The following is a 20,765-nucleotide window of genomic DNA, read 5'->3' on the forward strand; positions in this document are numbered from 1 at the left end:
CGCCCGCACCACCCCCGCGCCCGCACTCGCCCTACGTGCCCCCAGAACCGCCGCAACCCGGGCACCACCACGAAAGCCCCGACCACCAGCACGGACGAAACCAGCACCAACCGCGGCATCCCAGCCGCCCGAGCCGGCAGGTAGGCCAGCACCTCGACCGCATACCCGACCGCCAACCCGGCCGCCAGCTCCTCCAACCCCGCCCACGCACGACCACCGGTCAACGCCCGCCACAACAGCACCCCCGGCAGCGCGACCCCACCGCCGAGGTACCCTCCGAACACGACCAGGTCCCGCACGGAGACCCCGCAGCACAGAAACACCACGACCACACCGGCACTCACCGCCAGCGCAGGCAACCACCCCACGAATCGCCGCACCAGAGGACCCCGCACCAAACCCCCAACCACTCTCCGCCCCCGCACGCCCCCGCGCTTGCATCACCGCGTCGGCATCACTGGACCCGACACCGCCACGCTGCCACCACCGCCCGCAGCCAGCCCAAGAGTCGCCGCCCGCAGCCAGCCCAAGCACCACCGCCCGCTGGACAACCGGGAGGCCGCCTGTTGGCAGCCGAGTGTTGAGCATCTGCACCGGACACCCGCCGACCGCCGCCGACCGCCGAACACCCGCCGACCGCCCGCCGGACCGCCGGGCACCCGCCGAACACCCGCCGGACATTCCTCCAGACCGTGGGGCACTCCCGCCGGACGGTGGGCACTCCGCCGGACCACGGGTTACCCCGCCGGTCACCGTCTACCTGAAGCCACCAGTGGGCACGACCCTGAGCACCTCAGCTGAGCACCGCCTGCCTGTCATGTCGTCCCCAGACATCCCAAGCGGCCCCACCCCGCATTCGCCCACCCGGCCTCCCTTGGGGGGACGTAAAGCACGTCTCCTGAGCATGTCGCCAAGGACATTGCCTTAGGACATCGCCCAACGACATCGCCCAACGACATCGCCCAACGACATCGCCCAACGACGTCACCAAAGCGCTGCCCAGGGGACGTCGCCTAAAGACGTCATCAGAAGCATGTCGCCCAACGACGTCACCTAAACACACCGCCGAAGGACGTCGCCAAAGGGACGTCACCCAGCAACATCACCCAGCAACATCACCCAGCAACATCACCCAGCAACATCACCCAGCAACATCACCCAGCAACATCACCGAACGACGCTCACCAACCGCGTGAACTCGACCGGCAAATCAACCCCATCCCAAACCCGACCAAAGCTGAGCGCACTCCCCACCGGCACCATCCGATCAACCCCCCGCCCGCCCAACCCCCTGGCCAGCTCCTCCAACTCCTCCCGCCCGAACCCGAAGTGCGTCATCGTCTGATCCCGCCGCTCCACCACCGCGCCCAGCTCCGCCAGCCCCCCGAGCCGGCAGTGCACGAACGTCCCGGCCCCCAACCACCGCCGCGGAATTACCGCTTCCTCCACCAGGATCACGTTCGCCAGCGCGTTCCCCCGGAACTCCACACGCTCAGCCACCCCGTCGGCGGCCAGCCCGTACGTGGCCACCCGCTTCTCCACCGCCATCCCCGGCTCCACGCCCCACCCGCGCCCATCGAGCACCCGCGCCACGTGATCGATGAAGTCGGCCCGAGCCGCGTCGCAGTCCTGCTCCGCCCCCACCCAGAACACCGTCCGCGGCGACGAGCAGGCGGCCTGGTCGAACCAGTAGGCGTCGTTGACGAACCCTTCGGCCACGTTCACCCGAACCGCCCGTTCCGCGCACAACCAGGCCGCCGCCCGTACCACCGCGAACGACGACCGATCGGGAAAATCAAGCTCCCGGGCATGCGGCGCGAGCGGATACCGCCGCACGTCCAGCACCGTACGGTCGCCGCCCCACACCACCCGCAGATCGCAGGCCGCCGACAAGGCCGCTGTCACCTCCTCATCCGACCGGTCATAGGTGACGATGCGCTGCGTCTCGCCCACGATGGGATCAGCCTCGGCCGACGCCTCGTGCAACGCCTCCAGGATCACCCCGACAACCGCCCCGGCCCGTGGCGACAGCCGTACGACGTTGCGGTTGCCCATGAGCGCGGACAGGGCCCAGGAGTAGACGAAGACGGTGTCGACGTTCGCCGGCGGGATGTGGAAGACCAGCCCGCGCGGCACCCGTACGTGCTCGCCGTTAAGCGAGTCCAGGGTGCGCGTCAGTTCGCTGGGGCGCAGGAAGAATCCGAGCGACCCGAGCTCGGGATGCCGCCGCGCCGACGCGGACCGCAACAACCGCTTCCCGAACGCCGCCAAAAACCCCCGAACCCGCTCATCCCCGACCGCGAGCTCACCACCCCGCAACCCACCAAGCAGCACCTCAACGGGGACGACGCCCTGACGACCCCCAGCTTCGCCGCCGAGGGACGCGCCCTCCCCAAGACCCACGTCCCTGGCGACAGACACAGCCCTCTCACGGGCTCCGGCCTCCGCCCGCGACCGCCCATCCACCAGGGGTACGACGCCTGCACTGGGAAACAACACCTGCACCTGGCGGGAGTGTCCCCGATCGCCCTGCCCCGAGCCACCGCTCCCGTTCGACATCACCGCAGCCATCCCTGCCACCCCAGCAACTCCCGCCGCCGTCCCCGCCGTCTCATGCGCCCGAGCTCGTTGCGCATCCCGACTGCCGCCACCGTGACACCCGCACTCACCCGGAAGTCCCGGTCGTCCCCACCGAGACGTCCGCCCTTGCCCCAGCCGTTCTGGCCGTTGTCACTGCGGCGCCTGCTCTTGTCCCAGACGTCCCGGTCGTCGTCCCCGAGGCACCCGCCCTTGCCCCAGCTTGCCTGGCCGCTGTCGCCGAGGCGCCCGCTCCTGCCCCGGCCGTCCTGACCGTCGTCCCCGAGGCACCCGTCCTTGCCCCGGGTCGCCGGCCTCTCTCCGGTGGGCGGGGTTCCGCTCGCCATCAGTGCTGTCCGAAGGTGTCGCTGCAGCCGCGTGCCTCGGCCTGTGGCAGCCGGCCCAGCACCTCGAACCGTTTTCCCGGCCAGGCCCCGTCATCGACGCCGCGCACCACGCCCAGATCCTCGGTGAGCAGCACGTGGCCCGGATAGGACGTGGGCAGCGTGCTGACCACCTCGACCAGCCCCGGCACTCCGGGTGGCGCCTCCTCCCAGGTCTCCGGGTCCCGGATTACGACGTCGGCGAAGTCCGGGCAGTAGAGGCCGTCCCCGTCGGGCCCTTCAAGGAAGATCGTCCCGATTTGTTCGACCATCCCGTAGAAGTTGTGCACCCGTACGAGCCCGCACTCCGCCCCCAGCCGCCGCCGGAACTCCGCGTTGTCCACCGCCTGCTCGGCCAGCCGCTTCCACCCACCCGAGTGGATCAGCACCCCCTGCGACAGATCCAGGCCCAGATCCAGCAGGTAGAGCCACACCATGAAGGTGAACCCGAACACCAGGAAACGCCCGCCACCATGCCGCGCCAGGAACGCCTTGGCCGCCTCGGCATCCACCCGCCCCTGCTCGTCCAGCACGAACGTGTGGTCACGGCCGAAGTTCATCATCCCGAGCACGCCCGCGCCGCGGGCGCTGAGCGTCGCGTCGCGTACGACCGACCTGCTGTCGACCACCAGCATGGGCAGCCGCCGCTCGCCCAGCACCTCCCTGAGCGTCGCCGCGAGCATCCGTGTCTGCGCAGCCGCCGCCTCCCGGTCGAGGTAGACCCGGCTCGGCCGCTGCCCGGTGGTGCCGCTGGAGGTCAGCACCCGGAACACCCGCTCCGGCGGAACGCTGCGCAGCTCGTGCGTCTTGAACAGCCGCACCGGCAGCCAGGGCAGATCCACCAGCCGTTCGTACGGCGGCCGCGCCCCGATCGCGTCAAGAATGCGCTGGTACGGCGGGCACGCCGCCCGATGCCGTTCGGTCAGCTCGGCCAGCTCCCTCACAAGCCGAGCTTCCCGCTCCTCCTCGCGCAACGTGAAAACGCTCACCCCGAGCTCCTCGCTTTCACCGGGCCCCACCGCCTGCCGGCCGGCCGCGCCGCACGGCTTCCGGGCGTGTTCATGTGCGTCCTTCCAGGGAGCGGTAGTCGACCTTTCCCGTGGCGAGCAGGGGCAGGCGGTCGATGGGACGTACGTCGAAGCCGCTCCAGTGGAGCCGGAGCTCGGCGCCCAGCCGCCGGGCAAGCCCCGCGCAGCCGGCCGCGTCCAGCCCTTCGGCCCAGACCGTCACCCGGTCGTCGCCGCTGGTGGCGGCGGCCGGGCCCGCGTTGCGCAGCAGGCGTTCGACGTCGTCGAGGTTGACCCGTACGCCGAAGATCTTGGCGATGCGTTTGAGCCGCCCGGTGAGGTGGAGGAAGCCCTCCGCGTCCAGCCGCCCGAGGTCGCCGGTGCGCAGGACGCCGCCGAGGTCGTCCCCGCGGGCCAGGTCGGCGGCGGTCTCCGCGTAGCCCATCATGACGTTGGGCCCGTGGTAGACGACCTCGCCGTCGCTGTCGCCGTCGATCTCCAGCCACCCGCCGGGCACGGCCCGCCCCACCGAACCGAGCTTGTCGGCCAGCCGGTCCGGAGGCAGGACGGCGATGCGGGCCGTGGCCTCCGTCTGCCCGTACATAACGAAGAACCGGTCCGCCTTCGCCGCGAACTCGGTGACGGCCTCCGGAGCGAGCCGCCCGCCGGCCTGCGTGAGCGTGGCGATGGACGGATGCTCGGCACGGTCGTAGCGCAGGCGGCGGAGCATCTCGTACTGATAGGGGACGGCGGCCAGGGACGTGCAGTGGTGCGCGTCCAGATGGGCCCAGAACGATCGCTCCAGCAGCCCCGCCTCCGTGAGCATCACGGTCGCGCCCGCCGCCAGATGGCTGTTGAGCACCGAGAGCCCGTAGCTGTAGTGCAGCGGCAGGCTCGTGGGCGCGACCTCGTCCGGGGTGATCGACAGGGCGGTGGCGATGCTGGCGGCGTTGGCGAGGACGGCCTGGCGGGACAGGCGTACGAGCTTGGGATTGCCGGTGGAACCCGAGGTGGCGAGGAGGACGGCGAGGTCGGGATGCGGCTCGGGCGTGTCGCGGCGGGCCGGTGACGAGCCGTCGGCCGCGTGCGTGAACCCGAGCAGCGCCGCGGGCCGGAACCGCGCCGCCAGCTCTGCCAGCGTGCCCGGCGACAGGTCGGGATCCAGCAGCGCCACCGGCCGCCCGGAACGGAACGCGGCCAGGTAGCGGAGCACCGAGGCGAGGTTGTTGCGCATCCCGCAGAACAGCGGGCCGGGCCGCAGCCGCGCCAGGATCTCGACTGTCCGCACGATCCGCCGTTCCAGCTCACCGGCTCCGAGCACCACCCCCTCCCCGGCGATGATCACCTGCGCCTCAGGATGTGGAAAAACCCCTCCCTCGGCGACTCCCGGGACCTCTCCCATCTCCGAAATCCTCGCCCCTGTCCGCGACTCCGACTCCGACTCTGGCTTTGGCCCTGGCTTTGTGGATGGGACGGCTGCTGTCCCGGTGGCGATCAACCCCGTCACCGGCGTGCCGACCGCCTTCGCCGGCACCGGCTGGGCCGGGGGAACGGCCACCGGCTTCGGAGCACCCAGCCCTGCCGAGGGAACGGCTGCCGCTTTCGGGGTGCCCGGTCCTGCCGGCGTTCGGGATGCCGTCTTCGAGGTGATCTGCCCTGCTGGAGAGGTCGTTGGCGCCTTCGACGCCGCTGACCCCGCGGAAGGGCCCAGATGCGACGGTGTCGGCGGCTGGGGCGGCTTCCCCTGTGCCGGTTGGAGCGGCTGCTCGTCGTTGGACCCGCCGTCCCGCTGGTCGTTGAGCTGGTCGTTTCCTGTCATGGCACCAGACCGCCGTCCACGCCGAGGACCTGGCCGGTGATGAAGTCGGCGTCGGGGGAGAGCAGGAACGCCACAGCGCTCGCGACGTCATCAGGACGGCCGAGGCGGCCGAGCGGCGTGGCGGCGATCGTGGCGGTACGGGCGTCGGGTTCGAGCGTGGACAGCATGTCGGTCTGGATGTAACCAGGGGCCACGGCGTTGACCCTGATCCCGGAGCTACCCAGCTCCTTGGCGGCGGCGAGGGTGAGGCCGATGAGCGCCGCCTTGGAGGCAGAGTAGACGGCCTGCCCCGGGCCGCCCGCGCGGCCCATGACCGAGGAGACGAGGACGACCGACGGAGAGGTCCCGCGTCGCAGGAGCCTGAGCGCCGCCTGCAGCGTGTGGGTCGCGCCGATCGCGTTGATCTCGAAGAGGCGGCCGACCGTCTCGGTGCGGACCATGCCGAGGAGACCGGCGGCGTGGATGCCGGCGTTGACGACGAGCGCGTCCAGCCGGCCGTGGCGCTGGTGGATCCGCCGCATCATCGCCGAGACGAGGGTGGGATCGGCGACGTCGCCGTGGACGGCGTCCGTCAGGCCGCCGGTCTGCGCCGCCACCTCGGCGGCGGCCTTCTCGGCGCATTCCTCGTCGCGGCCATGGAGCACGACGCGGTCGCCGTGGGCGGCCAGCCGGGCTGCGGTCGCGCGGCCGATCCCGGTCGTCGAGCCGGTGATGAGGACGACGCGGGGGGAGGCGGTGGCCAGGCTCATGGTCCGATCCGCGTAGCGGCCGGAGGAGGGTTCGGCTGTTGTGCGGCGGGTGCCCAGGCCGGTCCACGCGGTTGCGTAGTCCATGGCGGTGCCGGTGGTGCGCGGGCTGGGGGCGGCCGTCGCTCCTGTCGGGCTGTTGCGGCTTTGCTCTGGCCGTGGGACGGCCGCTGCTTCGCCATCAGCAGAAGGCGCCGCAGGGGTAGGACCGCCAGGAGACGGCGCTTCGACGACGTACGCGCTGGGGGCACTGGCGGAAGCCGGCGCGGTGGTCGGCTCGCCCAGGAACGCCGCTTCAGCCGTGAACTCGTACGGAGAAGCGACGTTGCCTGCTGGGCCGCCTGTGAGCTCCGCTCCGGTGCAGGGCCCGCTGGGAGACGCCGGTGTGATGGCGTGACCACCGGAAGGGGTCGGCTCGGCGGCGGTGGAGTCCTGTGGAGAGGTTGCCTCAGCGGCGGCGAAGCCCTGCGGAGAGGTTGCCCGGGCGGTGGAGCCGTGTGCGGAGGCTGCGTCGGTGGTGTGGGCGTGCGGAGAGGACGCCTCGGCGGGAGGGGCGCTCTGGGAATGGGCTGCCGGAGCGTCGGCGGCGGCGCTGCCGCCATGCGGTGTCGCCGTGGTGTCGCCGATGTCCCTGGACGGTGGCGCGAGGCTGCGGCGCCCGGCCGCCTCCCGGCCCAGCACTGGGTCCGGCGCGGAGTCTGATGTTGTGCTCGGTCCTGGGTTCGGCGGCGCTGAGTCCGATGCTGCGCCCGGCCACGAGCCCGGTCCTGGGTCCGGCGTTGCGCCCGGTCCTGAGTCCGATGTTGCATCCGGCCTTGAGCCCGGCCCAGGGTCCGATGTTGCGCCCGGTCCTGAGTGCGATGCTGCGCCCAGCGCCCCGCCCAGTCCTGAGCCTGATGCTGAGTCCGGTGCTGGATCTGGTGCTGCGGCCGGTACTGCGCCTGGTACTGGCTCCGGCGCTGCGTCCGGTGCTGTGCCCGGTCCTGGGTCCGGTGTCATCGCGTCCTCCCGTGTGCGGTAGACGCTGCCTGGTCCGTTGTCATGCCGCCCCCAATGGCTCGGACGATGGCTGGCCCGGTCTATGACACCCCCGGTGGACCGGAGGTGAGTCGATGTGCGTCGCGAAGTGCGTCGTGGCGTCCCCCGACGCCTGCGTGTGCCTTCGGCGCGTCTGCGTGAACCCCGATGCGATGCCCGGAGGTGCGTTCAGACGGCGGCGGTGCCGATGCCGTGCTTTTCGAGGAGCTCGGCCGCCGCGGCGAACGAGCTCATGTCGATCATCTCGTCGGTGTCGATCATGATGGAGAACTCGTCCTCCATCGCGGCGACCAGCGCCATGTGAGCCAGCGAGTCCCACTGCTGGATGGCGCGGTATTCGAGGTCGTCGACGGGTGCGTCGGCGGGAAGGTTGAGAGATCTGCGGAAGACGGCCCGCAACCGGTCGAGATGGCTCATGATCACTCGCTAACTCTCTGTTCTCAGGCCACGACCGAGTGTAGCGGCACTTTCGGGTCCGGAGAAACCAAGGCCCCGCCGGGAGTAATGGAACCGTATAACGGCGAGTGAGGCATGTTCGGGGCTGGGAATGTCGCATGGGGCGCGCCAACCGCTACGGGGGAATGATGGACGAATCCAATCACTGGTACGGGCACTCGCGCATACTCGGCAGATACTGTGAGATGCCGGACGAAACGCCGAAACGCATCCAGGGTTTCCTTCAGCATGGATGGAACTATCTGCACGGATTCCCGCCGAACGACCACTGGTGCAGCCCGGGTTATCCGCGTTTCGTATGGTCTGACGTGCTGCGCCGGCGAGGCTGGTCGATGGGCCGCAGGGGGCACTACCTCATCGGCGCGCCCTGGATCTACCTCCTCCATCTGGAGCCCGAACTCGGCGTCACCACAAAACGCGAGGGTACGATCTGGTATCCCTTCCATGGCTGGGAGAAGAGCTCCGTCAGGGGCGATCACGACCGGCTCGCCGCCGAAATCCGAGATGTCGAGACAGGGCCGGTAACGGTCTGCCTTTACTGGCTGGAATTCGCAAACCTGGACATCCGGCAGGCGTATGAATCGCGGGGATTTCGGGTTATTTGTCATGGTGAGCGCGGCTCCCGCTGGGAGAGCAAGGGGCGCGACTTCCTGCGCAAGCAGCTGATCCAGCTGCGGCGTCATCGCAGGGTGGCCTCCAATCGGCTCGGCAGCGCGCTGTTCTACGGCGCGTCCGTGGGCTGCGAGGTCGCGGTGTACGGGGACCCCATGCAGTACGAGGACGAACGCCCCGAGTACGGCGGCACCGCGCGCCGGATGCGGCTATGGCCCGAGTTGCACGGCGTGCGTGTCGATCCGGGGCTGGCGGCCGAGGTGGCGGGGCGGGAGCTGGGATTCGAGTATCAGGCGACACCGGAGGAGCTACGGCGCATGTTCGGATGGAAGCGGGTGCGGTACGCGTGAACGAGGCACCCGAGAACGTCCGGTTGGTCGGGGGGGAGATGCTGCTGTGGTCGGATATGGCCGACATGTCCGGCGGCGTCACCGACTGGCGAGGGGCGGCACTTGAGCTGATCAGGCGGATGGTGCCGGCGAGCGGCAAGGTGCTGCTGGTCGGACCACACCCGGAGACGGTGGTGGACGAGGTGGTCGCCCAAGCCGGGCTGACGGGGGAGGCGCCAACCGCCCGAGCCGGGCTGACCGGAGAGGCACCGACAGCCGGGTTGACGGGGGAGGCGCTGACAGCCCAGGCCGGGCTGGCGGGGGAGGCGCTGACCGCCCGACCCGGCCTGCTGGGGGAAACGTCAACCGCCCAAGCTGCGCTGTCGGTGGACGAGACAACCCTCACCCCCTTGGCGGGCAGGGTGGCCGTGCTGGTGCGGTCCTATCCTGACGCCTGCGCCCTCGCCGAACGCCACCCCGCCCTGGACGTCTTCTGCGGCCGGCTGGAGGCGTTCGCCGCCGACGAGCCGTACGATCTCGTGCTGGCGCTCGACGGCCTCCTGCGGACGCATTCCGCCGAGGCCCCGGCCGCGTCCTGGGCCGAGTCGCTCGACGCGCTGTCGGCCCTGGTCGCGCCCGGCGGGAGGCTCGTGCTCGGCGTGCACAACGACCTGGGCGTGGACCGCATCCTGGAGGCGCGCCCGGCCGACCGCGACGGCGGCGACGACCAGTGGGCGCCGCACGGTTTCGACCCCAGCTACCCCAGCGGCCCGGGAGCGCTGGACGCCGCGCTGGAGTCGGCGGGGCTGAGCGTGCAGCGCTGCTACGCGGCCTATCCGGCGCGGCAGGCGCCGCGCGCGCTGCTCGCCCGCGAGGCGCTGGCCTTCGACCTGCCGGACGCGCTGGCGTTCCCGCTGGGCGCCAGAGACGGTGACCGCATGCTGGTGGCGGACCCGCTGCGCCTGACCCGCCTGGTGTTCAGGCACCGCCTGGGCGAGGAGCTGGCCCCGGCGTGGCTCGCCGTCACCGTACGGCCCCCGCTGCTCACCAAGGAGCGAAGCGACGCCGAGGAGCGCTCGTACCCGGCACTGCCCCTCGGCCTGGTCCAGGAGGGCGGCACCCTGTACGAGCTCACCCACACCGGCCTCAGACGCCTCCCCGACGGCGGCGAACGTCCCATCCCCGCCGGCCGCGTCCTGGAGGAGATCCTCGTCGAGGCGTGCGCCCGCGAGGACACCGCGACCGTCCGCGAGTTGCTGACCGCCCTCGCGGACTGGGTGGAGGACGGCGGCGACGCGGCGGCGGCGACCGACAGCCTGGTGTACGACGGCGCCCGGTTCGCCCCCATAGGCGACCTCCAGGGCCCGGCGGTCCCGCCCGATCCCCGGATCGTGCTGTGCCGGATCCTGCTGCGGTTCGCCGTACGCCTCCAGGCCGCCGGCCACCACCACCCGTGGCCGTGGCCGCTCGACGCCGACGAGCTCACGCTGACGCTGTGCGGCATGGCGGGCCGCTCCTGCGACCCGGGCGACCTCGACCGTGCCCGCAAGCTGGACGCCGAGCTGGGGCAGCCGGCGGAGCCGGCCGGGCACGCGCCGACGTACCGCGACCTGCTGGGCGCCCGCGACCGGCTGGCGGATCAGCTCACCGCGGCCCTGGCCAGGATCGCGCGGCTGGAGACCAAGCTCTCCTACCGGGAGCGCGAGCTGGTACGCGCCAAGGGGAAGCTGCGCAGGACCCAGCGGAAGGCGACCGCCTACCGGCGCACGCTCGGCTACCGGCTCTCGCGCCGCCTGGCCCGGCCGCGCCGGGTCGCCAAGAAGGTCATCCGCCTGCTGTCCGGCTGAGGCGACAAGCCGACCCGGACCACCCCACACGCCCGGACCACCCCACAGGCCCGGACCACCCCACAAGCCCGGACCACCCGACCGACCCAGACGACAGACGACGACAGATGACGCAGCGACGACGAGGAGTACACGTGCCGGTTCTCTCGGTGATCGTCCCGTTCCACAACGTCGAGAAGTACATCGGCCCCTGCCTGGACTCCATCCGCGCCCAGACCCTGGACGACCTGGAGGTGATCTGCGTCGACGACGGCAGCGACGACCACGGACCCGACGTCGTACGGGCCAGGCAGGCCGAGGACCCGCGCATCTCCCTCGTCATCCAGGCCAACCAGGGCGTGGGCCGGGCCCGCAACGTCGGCCTCGCCCGGGCGACGGGCCGCTACCTGGCGTTCGTGGACGGCGACGACACGGTCCCGCGTGAGGCGTTCCAGCGGATGGTCGCCTCGCTGGAGGCCACCGGCTCGGACCTGGCCTGCGGCAACGTCATGCGCCTGCACCGCAACCTGCTGGTCCCGTCGTGGGCGCACCGGGAGGCGTTCGCCAAGCCGAAGCGGCGCACCCACATCACCCGCCACCCGCTGCTGATCCGCGACCGGATGTTGTGGAACAAGGTCTACCGCCGCTCCTTCTGGGACCGGCTGGGGCTGAGCTTCCCCGAGCGCATGTACGAGGACCAGCCCGTCGCCATGGCCGCCCACGTCGGCGCGCGCTCGGTGGACGTCCTCGCGAGGGTCGTCTACCACTGGCGCGAGCGCGACGAGCCGGGCACCTCGATCACCCAGCGCAGCCTGGAGGCGGGCAACCTGCGCGACCGCCTGCTGTCGGTGCTGGAGACCGCCGACCTGCTGGCCCGCCGCGCCCCCCGGCTGAAACCCGCCTTCGACCGCGACACCATGGACATCGACATGGGGGTGGCAGCCGAGGCCGTGGCCGGGATGGGCGCCGAAGCGGATCCCGAGCTGGTCGAGCTGATCGTCCGCTACCTCGACGGCGTGTCCCGCGAGGCGTGGCTGAGCGTGCCGTTCGCGCACCGGCTGCAGCTCCACCTCCTCCGTGGGCACCGCCTGCCCGAGCTGGGCGACGTGCACGCGCAGGCCCGCGACGGCCGGCTGCGGCCACCGGTACGGCCGGCGGGCATCCTGCGCAGGCGCTGGCACGCCTGGCATCCCTGGCTGCCGCGCGGCCTGTCGGACGTCTCCGAGGAGCTGGGCCTCGCCGCCCGCCTGGTGGAGCTCGGCTGGAGGCGCGGCGTCCTGGTGGGCGAGGGCCGGGTCGGCGTCGGCAGCTTCGACATCGGCGTGGTGCGCCGGGCGCGCGTACGCGTGTGGCTGGAGGAGCGCCGCACCGGCGAGCGCGTACGGCTGTCCGACCAGGAGTCCGCGCCCGTCTGGGAGAGCGTCGAGGAGGAGGAAGGGGTGCGGCTGCCGCAGCACGTGTTCCCGTTCGCCTTCGCCTTCGACCCGGCCGCGCTCTCGGCCGCCCAGCTCACCCGGCGCGGCCAGTGGGACCTGCGCCTGCAGCTCAGGGGGCACGGGCTGCGGCTGGAGGGCCGGGTGGCCGGGCCGCGCTGGCTGCCGCCCGGCATCCCCGCCCCGCGCCGCGCGTCGGGCGTGTGGGTGGTGCCGGTCCGCACCGCGCGGGGGGCCTGGGGTCTGCGGCTGCGCCTGGCCGAGGTGATCATCGGCGAGTGCCGGGTGGACGGCGGCGACCTGGTGTTCTCGGGGGAACTGGCCGACGTCGGCGACGGCGAGCCGGTGCTGCGGCTGCGCCGCAGGAGCGACGGCGAGGAGATGTACTTCCCGGTGGCGCTCGCCGGGCAGGACTTCCACGCCAGGGTGCCGCTCGCCGACCTCGACGAGAGCGTGGGCCAGGAGTCGTGGTGGGAGGTCGTGATCGACCAGGGCAAGGCGCTGCGCCCGCTGGTGCGCACCGGGCAGCGGCCGGTCGCCCTGGTGGCCGACCGGCGTTTCCTGGTGGACCGGAGCGAGGACGGCTGCCTGCTCCTCGCCGAGCGCTAGCCGGAACGGCTAACGCAGGATCGCGGCCAGCGTGTCGACCACGTGGTCCTGCTCGGCGTCGGTCAGGTCGGGGAAGAGCGGCAGCGACAGCTCCTCGGCGTAGTAGGCCTCCGCGGCCGGGCACATGCCCCGCCGGTAGCCGAGATCCTCGAACACCGGATGCCAGTAGACCGGGATGTAGTTGACCTGCACGCCGATGCCGGCCGCCCGCATGCGGTCGTAGACCTCGCGCCGCCGCCCGTGCCGGACGCGCACGGGGTAGAGGTGCCAGCTCGGCGACACGTACGCGCGCCGCGCGGGCAGCGTGAGCCCGGGAACGTCGCGCAGCAGCACGTTGTAGCGGGCCACCAGCTCGGCGCGGCGCTCGCGGAAGCGGGCCAGCCGCCGGAGCTGGCTGACGCCGAGCGCGCACAGCACGTCGGGCAGCCGGTAGTTGAGCCCGAACGCGTGCACCTCCTGGTGCCAGCCGCCCACGCCGGGATCGCGCTGCGCGGCCGGCTCGCGTACGAGTCCGTGGTTCATGAAGCGGGCGGCCCGCAGCCGCAGCTCGGGGTCGGCCGCGGCGACCGCGCCGCCCTCGGCCGTCGTCACGGTCTTGGTGGGGAAGAACGAGAACGTCGTGAGGTCGGCGAGCGTCCCCACCGGCTGGTCCTTGTAGGAGGCGCCCAGCGAGTGGGCCGAGTCGGCGATCAGCCGCGCCCCGGCCCGCTCGGCGACCTCCCTGAGCTGGTCGTAGTCGGCGGGATGGCCCGCGTAGTCGACGGCGGTGACCGCGCGCGTGCGGCCGGTGACGAGCGCGGTCACCGCGTCGGGATCGAGGTTGCCGGTGTCGGGCTGCACGTCGGCGAAGCGCACCCGCGCGCCGAGCAGGGCGGCCGTGGCCGCCGTCGCCACGAACGTCAGCGGCGTGGTGATGACCTCGTCGCCCGGCCGCACGCCCGCCGCGACGTAGGCGACGTGCAGCGCGGCCGTGCCGGAGGTGACCGCCACGCAGGGCACGCCGCCGGTCCAGCGCGCCAGCTCGGCCTCGAACGCGGCCACCGCGGGCCCGGTGGTCAGCCAGTCGCCGCGCAGCACGGTGGTCACCGCCGCCACGTCGCTCTCGTCGACGGAGTGCCGTCCGTAGGGGAGCATCAGCCGGTCACCATGTCGCGCAGGTCGTCGACGGTGAGCCACTGGTCGTTGGTGTCGGAGCGGTAGGCGAACCCCTCGGGCAGCAGCTCCCCGCTCTGCGGCGGGCGGTAGCCCCAGGTGGCGATCGTGGGCTGCACGACGTAGCGGTCGGCCAGCCGCAGCGTGCGGCGGCCGTCGTCGGGGCCGATCATCTCCTCGTGCAGCTTCTCGCCGGGCCGGATGCCGATCTCGTAGAGGGGGCTCTGCGGCGCCAGCGCCTCGGCGAGGTCGGTGATGCGCATGCTGGGGATGCGCGGGACGTAGAGCTCGCCGCCCTGCATCAGCTCGAAGGAGTCGACGACGAACCGGACGGCCTGGTCGAGGGTGATCCAGAACCGGGTCATGCGCTTGTCGGTGATCGGCAGGCTGTCGCCCTGCTCGGCGAGGCGCTGGAAGAGCGGGATGACCGAGCCCCTGCTGCCTACGACGTTGCCGTAGCGGACCACGGAGAAGCGGGTCTCGTGGGCGGCGGCGTAGTGGTTGGCGGAGACGAACAGCTTGTCGGCGACCAGTTTGGTGGCCCCGTAGAGGTTGATCGGGCTGGAGGCCTTGTCGGTGGAGAGCGCCACCACCTTGCGCACGCCGCAGTCGATGGCGGCCTCCACCACGTTCTGGGAGCCGGCGATGTTGGTGCGGACGTATTCGAACGGGTTGTACTCGGCCGTGTCGACCTGCTTGAGCGCGGCGGCGTGCACGACGTGGTCGACGCCGTGCATGGCCCTGGTCAGCCGGTCGCGGTCGCGGACGTCGCCGATGAACCAGCGCAGCCGCTCGTCGTCGGCGAAGAGCCGGCGCACTTCGTACTGCTTGAGCTCGTCGCGGGAGAAGACCACCAGGCGCCGAACCCCGACCGAGTCGAGCGCGTGGCGGATGAAGGCCTTTCCGAACGACCCCGTGCCCCCGGTGATCAACATCGACGACCCATGGAGAATGCTCACGTCGCCCCCTGAAATCGTGTGCCGGGCGGTAGCATAACGCGATCGGCCTATGACGCACTGTCACACGGGGGAATGGGGCTTTCGTGCGTATTGTCGGAATCGTTCAGGCCAGGATGGGATCCACCCGGCTGCCCGGCAAGGTGCTCCGACAACTCGGCGACGGTGGCCGGTCGGTGCTCGGCTGGGTGGTCCGCGCGGCCCGCGAGTCGGCCGCGCTCGACGAGCTGATCGTCGCCACCACCACGCTCCCCGAGGACGACGCCGTGGCCGCCGAGTGCGCCGCGCTCGGCGTCCCCTGCCACCGCGGCCCGGTCGACGACGTGCTCACCCGGTTCACGCAGGCGCTGGAGGAGCGGCCGGGCGAGGCCGTCATGCGGTTCACCGCCGACTGTCCGCTGCTCGACCCGACGGTCGTCAAGGAGGCCGCGCTCGTCTTCCAGGCCGTCCCCGGGCTCGACTACCTCAGCACGAGCCTGGCCCGCACCCTGCCGCGCGGCCTCGACGTCGAGATCATCGCGCGGGCGGCGCTGGAGCGCTGCGACCGCGAGGCCGTCGCCCACCACCGCGTCCACGTCACCTCCCACATCTACACCGAGGCCGCAGACGACGCCCGGCTGCTCGGGCTCGCCTACCACCCGGTCGCCGCCGACCTCAGGCTGACGCTCGACACCGAGGACGACTGGCTGCTCATCTCCCGCGTGGTGAGCGAGCTGGGCGACCGCTGCGTGCCGATGCGGGCGCTGGTGAGCTGGCTGCGCGCCCGCCCCGAGGTGTGCGGGCTCAACGCCCACGTACGCCAGAAGGCGCTGCAGGACGCGTGAGCGCCGGGCCGCGCGTCGGGATCCGCTGCGACGCGGGCGCGGACAGCGGGGTCGGCCACCTCGTCCGCTGCGTCGCCCTGGCCGAGGAGCTGCGCTCGCGCGGCGCGCGCCCGGTCTTCCTGGGGGCGGTGCGCGACTCGCCCTGGGCGCTCGCCCAGCTCCGCGAGCGCGTGCTCCCGCTCACCCCGGCCCCCGAGCCGCCGGCCGCCCTGGCCGCGCTGGCCCGCGCGCTCCGGCTGGACGCGGTCGTCCTCGACTCCTACCGCCTGCCGCCCGGCACGGGCGAGGAGCTGCGCCGTCACGGGCTGCCCGTGCTCGCCGTCGTCGACGGCGACCCGCTCGGCCAGCACGCCGACCTCTATCTCGACCAGAACCTCGGCGCCGAACGCCGCCCGTTCCCCGCCGGGCCCGTGCTGGCCGGCGCCCGTTACGTGCTGCTGCGCGACAGCGTACGGCGACGCGCCCGCGCCCCCCGACGCCCGGACCGCGTCCCGGAGGTCCTGTGCTTCTTCGGCGGCACCGACGCCGCCGGGGTCGCCCCCGCCTGGGCGCAGGCCCTGTGCGCGACCGGCGTGCCGTTCACCGCCACGGTGGTGAGTCCTGCCCCGTTCGCAGCCGGGACGCCGATCACCGTCATCCCGCCCACCGACCGGCTGCCTGAGCTGATGGCCGCCGCCGACCTCGTGGTCACCGCCGCGGGCTCGGCCATCTGGGAGTTGCTCTACCTCAGCGTGCCCACGGCGCTCAGCTGGGTGGCCGACAACCAGCTCATCGGCTACGACGAGCTGGTGGGCAGGGGCGTGGCGGCGGGTCTCGGCCGCGCGCCCGGCCCCGAGGCCGTCGCCGTCCTGACCCGCCTGCTGTCCGACCCGGCCGCCCGCGAGGAGCACGGCCGCCGGGGCGGCGGGCTCGTGGACGGCCGGGGCAGGGAGCGCGTCGCCGACGCCCTCCTGGCTCTGATCAGATGAGGTCCCAGGTCAGCGGCGTGCCCTTCGGCACGTCACGGACGAAACGCCGCCCCGTCACCTCGCGCACCGCGTCAGGCGGCAGCCCCCCGGCGGGCCGGACCGACCGTATGTTGCCGGGCCCCACCTCCTCGCCGGCCCGCACGTCGCGCACCACGTAGAGGGAGCGGCGGAAGCGCAGCCCCTCCCGCTCGGACGGCCGCGGCCCGAGCACCGGCTCGCCCAGCGCCTCCCAGGCCCGCGCGCTCTCCGTCACCAGCGCCGCCAGCTCGGCCGGCTCCAGCGAGAACGCGGCGTCCACCCCGCCGTCGGCCCGCGCCAGGGTGACGTGCTTCTCGATCAGGCACGCCCCCAGCGCCACCGCCGCCAGCGGAACGCCGATGCCGGGCGTGTGGTCGGAGACGCCGACGACCTCGCCGGTGAGCGCGGCCAGCAGCGGCAGCGCCCGCAGGTTGCTCTCCGCCGGCGCGGCCGGGTAGGAGGCCGTGCAGGCCAGCACCGCGAGCCGGGTGCAGCCCGCCTCCCTGGCGGCGGTCACGGCCGCGCCGATCTCGCCGGCCGTCGCCATGCCGGTCGAGATGATCAGCGGCTTGCCGGTGGCCGCCGCGAGCCGGATCAGCGGCAGGTCCACCAGCTCGGACGAGGCGATCTTGTACGCCGGCACGTCCAGCTTCTCCAGGAACTCGACCGCCGTCGGGTCGAACGGCGAGGAGAAGGCGGCGAGCCCCCGCTCCCGCGCCCGCGCGAACAGCGGCTCGTGCCACTCCCACGGCGTACGGGCCCGCTGATAGAGGTCGTAGAGGCGTTCGCCGCCCCACAGCGAGTGCGCGTCGCCCAGCCGGAACGCCGGCCCGTCGGCGTCGACGGTCAGCGTGTCCGGTGTGTACGTCTGCAGCTTCACCGCGTGCGCCCCGGCGTCGGCCACCGCGTCGACGATGGCGAGGGCCCGCTCCAGGCTGCCGTTGTGGTTGCCGGACAGCTCGGCCACGACGTACGGCGGATGACCGGGCCCGACGGCCCGGCCCGCGATGGAGATCATGTGTCTTCCCTCCTGAGCTCGATGGCGACGACGTCGCGCGGCACCCCGTCGACGTCCCGGCGGTAGGCGGCGACCTCGGCGAAGCCGAAACGCCGGTGCAGCGACCTGACCGGCGCGTTGTCGGCCAGCACCTCGCCCCGCAGGACCGTGAGGCCGAGCGGGCCGAAGGCGTGGGCGATGGCCTCGCGCTCCAGCCCGGCCCAGGCCCGCAGCAGCGCGCCCGACCGTTCGAGGCCGTCGAGGTCGAGGTAGAAGCCCCAGTCGGCGCTCGCGGGCGTCAGGTCGGAGTAGGCGACCACGCCGGCGGGGACGCCGTCGTGGTCGTAGATCAGCACCTGCCGGGTGGCGTCGGCGCGGACGGCCGCCCACCAGCGGGCGTGCTCGTCGGCGCCGATCTCGTGCGTGGTGAAGCTGGCGGCGCGCACCCGCGGGTGGTTGCGCCAGCGCCGCATGGCCGGGAGGTCGTCGTCGTGCGCGCCGCGAAGCATTCCGCCCCCTACCGTTCGTGCTCGTCCTGGTGCTCAACGTAGCCGATCGCGCCGCCGGTAAAGAGCTCTTCAGGCGCGCGTCCCCGGCGCGGGCGGCGCGGCATGCTGCCCTCGAACGCACTCCCGCGAGGTCAAGGAGCCCCATCGGCCATGATCCCCCTGCTCAGCGTCATCGTCCCGTTCCACAACGTGGAGCCCTACATCACCGAGTGCCTGAAGTCGCTCGCCGCCCAGACGCTGGACGACCTGGAGGTCGTCATGGTGGACGACGGCTCCGCCGACGGCAGCCGGCGCGTCGCCGAGGACTTCGCGGCCGCCGACCCCCGGTTCGTGCTGGTCACGCAGCGCAACCAGGGCCCCGGGCCGGCCCGCAACGCCGGGATCCGGCTGGCGCGGGGCACGTACCTGGCCTTCGCCGACGCCGACGACGTCGTGCCGCCGGAGGCGTACGAGCGGCTGGTCGCCAAGCTCGCCGAGACCGGCTCCGACCTCGCCTGCGGGGCGGTGGGGCGGCTCGTGGACGGCGTGCTGGAGGAGTCCACGCTGCACGAGAAGGTGTTCAGGCGGCCGGTGCTGTGCACGCACATCACCGACAAGCAGGTGCTGGTACGCGACCGCACGGTGTGGAACAAGGTCTACCGGCGCGACTTCTGGGAGCGCGCCGGGTTGACCTTCCCCGCCGGGATCTACGAGGACGTGCCGGTCGCCATGCAGGCCCACGTGCTGGCCGGCAGCGTGGACATGCTGGGCGAGGTGGTCTACCACTGGCGGCGGCGTGAGGAGGGGGAGGACTCGATCACCCAGCGCCGCAACGAGCTGTCCAACCTCAACGAGCGCCTGGCCGCCATCCGCTCGGTGCGCGCCTTCCTCGACGAGCGGGCGCCCGAGCTGCTCGACGGGTTCGACGCGCTGGTGCTGGAGAAGGACATCCTCTTCCTGTTCCAGGCGCTGGAGAGGTGCGCGGAGCCGGGCCCGCTGCTCGACCTGGCCCGCGCCTGGGTGGCCGAGCTGGGGCCGCGGGCGGTCGCCACCGCGCCGTCGCTGCGCCGCCTGGAGCTGCACCTCATGACCCGGGGGCTGGTGGCGGAGCTGCGGAAGGTGCGCGACTTCCGCCGCGCCCGCGCCGAGTCCGGCACCCGCGTGGTGCCGCGCGGCTGGCGCACCACCGGCTGGTACGGCGACTACCCGTTCTTCCGCGACCGCCGGCTGCGCATCCCTGACGAGGTGTTCGACGCCCGCGACGAGCTCAGGCTGCTGGCCAGGGTCGACGACTGCGCGTGGACGGGCGCGGAGTACCGCGTGCGCGGCGAGCTGGCCGTCCACCGCGTGGACCGCCGCATCGACCGGATGAACCTGTGGCTGAGCGACGGCCGCCGCAAGGTGCCGCTGGAGGTGAGCAGGACGGGCCGCGGCGGGTTCGTGGCCGCGTTCGACCCGGCCCGGCTGGCGGGCGGCGGGGAGGTCTGGCGGCTCCAGGCCCGTACGGAGACCCGCGGCCTGGTGCTGAAGGGCTGGTGCAGGGACGGCGAGGCCGGGGGCACGTGGCGATTCACCGTGCCGGGTTGGTCAAGAACCGGCCAGGACATCCCCCAGTAGTTCCAGACAGTAATCACCGGAGCGCGGCCCGTGTTCATGCTGGTCTGCATGAGGACCTATTCGCTCGATGACGTCCACGAGACACGCAAGCGGAGAGACTCCTGGTGGACCGTGTATTTCGTGGACCCGGTCGCCTGCCGGGTCGCCCTCCCCGTCGCCAACCACACCCGGATCACGCCCAACGGGCTGACCGTCCTCTCGCTGGTCCTCGGCGTGGCGTCGGCCACCTGTTTCGCTATGAACCAGCTCGTAGCGGGCGCCGCGGTCTTCTATCTCAGCTTCATGATCGACTGCGTGGACGGCAAAATCGCCCGGCTGAAGGGCACGGGGACGCCCTTCGGCCTCTGGCTCGACTACGTGGGGGACCGGATCAGGGTCGTGCTGTGCGCCGCGGGCCTGGCGTACGGGCAGTACGCGCTGACCGGCGAGGTCGGCTACGTGGTCCTCGGCGCGGCGGTGGCCGTGCTGGACCTGTTCAGGTACGTCAACGCGCCGCAGATGAAGCGGGTCCGCGAGGCCGTCAGGGACGAGCGCCAGGGGGTGGCGCACGGGCCGGCGGAGCCGCTGGGACCGGCACTGGAGCCCATGGGGCCGCCGGAGCCGGACGATGACACCCAGCCGCTGGAGCGGGTCCCGCGCCCGTCCGGCTTCTTCCGCCGGCTGAACAGGTTCCTGGCCCGGCACCGGGTGCGCTCGCACCTGATCAGCGGCATCGAGTTCCACGCGGCGGTGTTCGTGGTCGCGCCTCTTGCGGGGGCATGGGCGCTGATCCCGCTCGCCGCGGCGGCCGGGGTGCTGCTGCTGGCCAACGAGGTCTTTCTTGTCTACCGGATGTGGCGCTTCACGCGCAGGCACGCCGTCGCCTCCTCTCGGGAGAGCCGAGAGCACGTTCTCGTCTAAGTTTTTCGGG

The 20,765-nt window shown here is 72.4% G+C and carries 17 protein-coding genes; 7 read left to right on the top strand and 10 right to left on the bottom strand.

From position 1 onward, the window contains the following. Positions 1 to 1,167 precede the first annotated feature (1,167 nt). From AC27IY_RS41700 to AC27IY_RS41725, 6 genes are all read right to left on the bottom strand, one after another. Entirely contained in the window at positions 1,168 to 2,421 is a 1,254-nt protein-coding gene (locus tag AC27IY_RS41700) for an acyl-CoA reductase (protein WP_487181409.1), read from the bottom strand. Positions 2,422 to 2,558: 137 nt separating this feature from the next. Continuing rightward, on the bottom strand, positions 2,559 to 2,924 hold the full coding sequence (locus AC27IY_RS41705) for a hypothetical protein (protein WP_487181410.1): 366 nt from the start codon (positions 2,922 to 2,924) through the stop codon (positions 2,559 to 2,561). Then, positions 2,924 to 3,949: a LuxE/PaaK family acyltransferase gene (locus tag AC27IY_RS41710; RefSeq protein WP_423473957.1), complete on the bottom strand. Its 1,026-nt coding sequence runs from the start codon at positions 3,947 to 3,949 to the stop codon at positions 2,924 to 2,926. The genes AC27IY_RS41705 and AC27IY_RS41710 overlap by 1 nt, the downstream gene beginning before the upstream one ends. Before the next feature lie 70 nt (positions 3,950 to 4,019). Beyond that, entirely contained in the window at positions 4,020 to 5,312 is a 1,293-nt protein-coding gene (locus AC27IY_RS41715) for an AMP-binding protein (RefSeq protein ID WP_487181411.1), read from the bottom strand. A gap of 470 nt (positions 5,313 to 5,782) precedes the next feature. Then, positions 5,783 to 6,619 (bottom strand): SDR family NAD(P)-dependent oxidoreductase, encoded by an 837-nt coding sequence (locus AC27IY_RS41720; protein ID WP_487181412.1) that lies wholly within the window; start codon positions 6,617 to 6,619, stop codon positions 5,783 to 5,785. A gap of 1,119 nt (positions 6,620 to 7,738) precedes the next feature. After that, complete coding sequence (locus AC27IY_RS41725; RefSeq protein ID WP_329585324.1) at positions 7,739 to 7,987, bottom strand: acyl carrier protein; 249 nt, start codon at positions 7,985 to 7,987, stop codon at positions 7,739 to 7,741. A gap of 137 nt (positions 7,988 to 8,124) precedes the next feature. Between AC27IY_RS41725 and AC27IY_RS41730 the strand changes: the two genes are divergently transcribed. The 3 genes from AC27IY_RS41730 (at position 8,125) to AC27IY_RS41740 (ending at position 12,835) form a co-directional block, all read left to right on the top strand. Further along, positions 8,125 to 8,988, top strand: coding sequence for a hypothetical protein (locus AC27IY_RS41730; protein ID WP_364461475.1), 864 nt, complete (start codon positions 8,125 to 8,127; stop codon positions 8,986 to 8,988). After that, positions 8,985 to 10,814, top strand: a complete 1,830-nt coding sequence (locus AC27IY_RS41735) for a hypothetical protein (RefSeq protein ID WP_487181414.1) — start codon at positions 8,985 to 8,987, stop codon at positions 10,812 to 10,814. Before AC27IY_RS41730 ends, AC27IY_RS41735 begins: the two co-directional genes overlap by 4 nt. Before the next feature lie 134 nt (positions 10,815 to 10,948). Beyond that, complete coding sequence (locus AC27IY_RS41740; RefSeq protein ID WP_487181416.1) at positions 10,949 to 12,835, top strand: glycosyltransferase family 2 protein; 1,887 nt, start codon at positions 10,949 to 10,951, stop codon at positions 12,833 to 12,835. 9 nt (positions 12,836 to 12,844) lie between these two features. On the opposite strand, the gene AC27IY_RS41745 is transcribed toward AC27IY_RS41740, so the two are convergent. Both AC27IY_RS41745 and pseB read right to left on the bottom strand, forming a co-directional pair. Then, positions 12,845 to 13,969, bottom strand: coding sequence for a DegT/DnrJ/EryC1/StrS family aminotransferase (locus AC27IY_RS41745; RefSeq protein ID WP_449956003.1), 1,125 nt, complete (start codon positions 13,967 to 13,969; stop codon positions 12,845 to 12,847). Beyond that, entirely contained in the window at positions 13,969 to 14,946 is a 978-nt protein-coding gene (gene pseB, locus AC27IY_RS41750; protein WP_344216820.1) for a UDP-N-acetylglucosamine 4,6-dehydratase (inverting), read from the bottom strand. Before pseB ends, AC27IY_RS41745 begins: the two co-directional genes overlap by 1 nt. Positions 14,947 to 15,029: 83 nt before the next feature. On the opposite strand from pseB, the gene AC27IY_RS41755 reads away from it, so the two are divergent. Together AC27IY_RS41755 and AC27IY_RS41760 are read left to right on the top strand one after the other, a co-directional pair. After that, positions 15,030 to 15,767 (top strand): cytidylyltransferase domain-containing protein, encoded by a 738-nt coding sequence (locus AC27IY_RS41755; RefSeq protein WP_449956006.1) that lies wholly within the window; start codon positions 15,030 to 15,032, stop codon positions 15,765 to 15,767. Beyond that, on the top strand, positions 15,764 to 16,735 hold the full coding sequence (locus AC27IY_RS41760) for a PseG/SpsG family protein (RefSeq protein ID WP_449956009.1): 972 nt from the start codon (positions 15,764 to 15,766) through the stop codon (positions 16,733 to 16,735). The genes AC27IY_RS41755 and AC27IY_RS41760 overlap by 4 nt, the downstream gene beginning before the upstream one ends. On the opposite strand, the gene pseI is transcribed toward AC27IY_RS41760, so the two are convergent. Beyond that, complete coding sequence (pseI, locus tag AC27IY_RS41765; protein WP_487181417.1) at positions 16,728 to 17,771, bottom strand: pseudaminic acid synthase; 1,044 nt, start codon at positions 17,769 to 17,771, stop codon at positions 16,728 to 16,730. The genes AC27IY_RS41760 and pseI overlap by 8 nt on opposite strands. Next, positions 17,768 to 18,259, bottom strand: a complete 492-nt coding sequence (locus AC27IY_RS41770) for a GNAT family N-acetyltransferase (RefSeq protein WP_487181418.1) — start codon at positions 18,257 to 18,259, stop codon at positions 17,768 to 17,770. Before AC27IY_RS41770 ends, pseI begins: the two co-directional genes overlap by 4 nt. Before the next feature lie 150 nt (positions 18,260 to 18,409). Between AC27IY_RS41770 and AC27IY_RS41775 the strand changes: the two genes are divergently transcribed. Both AC27IY_RS41775 and AC27IY_RS41780 read left to right on the top strand, forming a co-directional pair. Continuing rightward, positions 18,410 to 19,855: a glycosyltransferase family 2 protein gene (locus AC27IY_RS41775; protein WP_423443157.1), complete on the top strand. Its 1,446-nt coding sequence runs from the start codon at positions 18,410 to 18,412 to the stop codon at positions 19,853 to 19,855. A 48-nt stretch (positions 19,856 to 19,903) separates the two neighbouring features. Continuing rightward, positions 19,904 to 20,755 carry a CDP-alcohol phosphatidyltransferase family protein gene (locus AC27IY_RS41780; RefSeq protein ID WP_344216832.1) on the top strand — a complete coding sequence of 284 codons (852 nt, stop codon included), beginning with the start codon at positions 19,904 to 19,906 and terminating at the stop codon, positions 20,753 to 20,755. Positions 20,756 to 20,765: the final 10 nt, after the last annotated feature.

The sequence above is a fragment of the Nonomuraea sp. B208 genome (assembly GCF_057536035.1).

Excerpts from the sequence above, each read along its gene's own strand:
- AC27IY_RS41770 (WP_487181418.1), bottom strand. The coding sequence starts at position 18,259 with ATGCTTCGCGGCGCGCACGACGACGACCTCCCGGCCATGCGGCGCTGG.
- AC27IY_RS41780 (WP_344216832.1), top strand. The coding sequence starts at position 19,904 with ATGAGGACCTATTCGCTCGATGACGTCCACGAGACACGCAAGCGGAGA.
- AC27IY_RS41720 (WP_487181412.1), bottom strand. The coding sequence starts at position 6,619 with ATGGACTACGCAACCGCGTGGACCGGCCTGGGCACCCGCCGCACAACA.
- AC27IY_RS41730 (WP_364461475.1), top strand. The coding sequence starts at position 8,125 with ATGGGGCGCGCCAACCGCTACGGGGGAATGATGGACGAATCCAATCAC.
- AC27IY_RS41775 (WP_423443157.1), top strand. The coding sequence starts at position 18,410 with ATGATCCCCCTGCTCAGCGTCATCGTCCCGTTCCACAACGTGGAGCCC.
- pseI (WP_487181417.1), bottom strand. The coding sequence starts at position 17,771 with ATGATCTCCATCGCGGGCCGGGCCGTCGGGCCCGGTCATCCGCCGTAC.
- AC27IY_RS41745 (WP_449956003.1), bottom strand. The coding sequence starts at position 13,969 with ATGCTCCCCTACGGACGGCACTCCGTCGACGAGAGCGACGTGGCGGCG.
- AC27IY_RS41725 (WP_329585324.1), bottom strand. The coding sequence starts at position 7,987 with ATGAGCCATCTCGACCGGTTGCGGGCCGTCTTCCGCAGATCTCTCAAC.
- AC27IY_RS41705 (WP_487181410.1), bottom strand. The coding sequence starts at position 2,924 with ATGGCGAGCGGAACCCCGCCCACCGGAGAGAGGCCGGCGACCCGGGGC.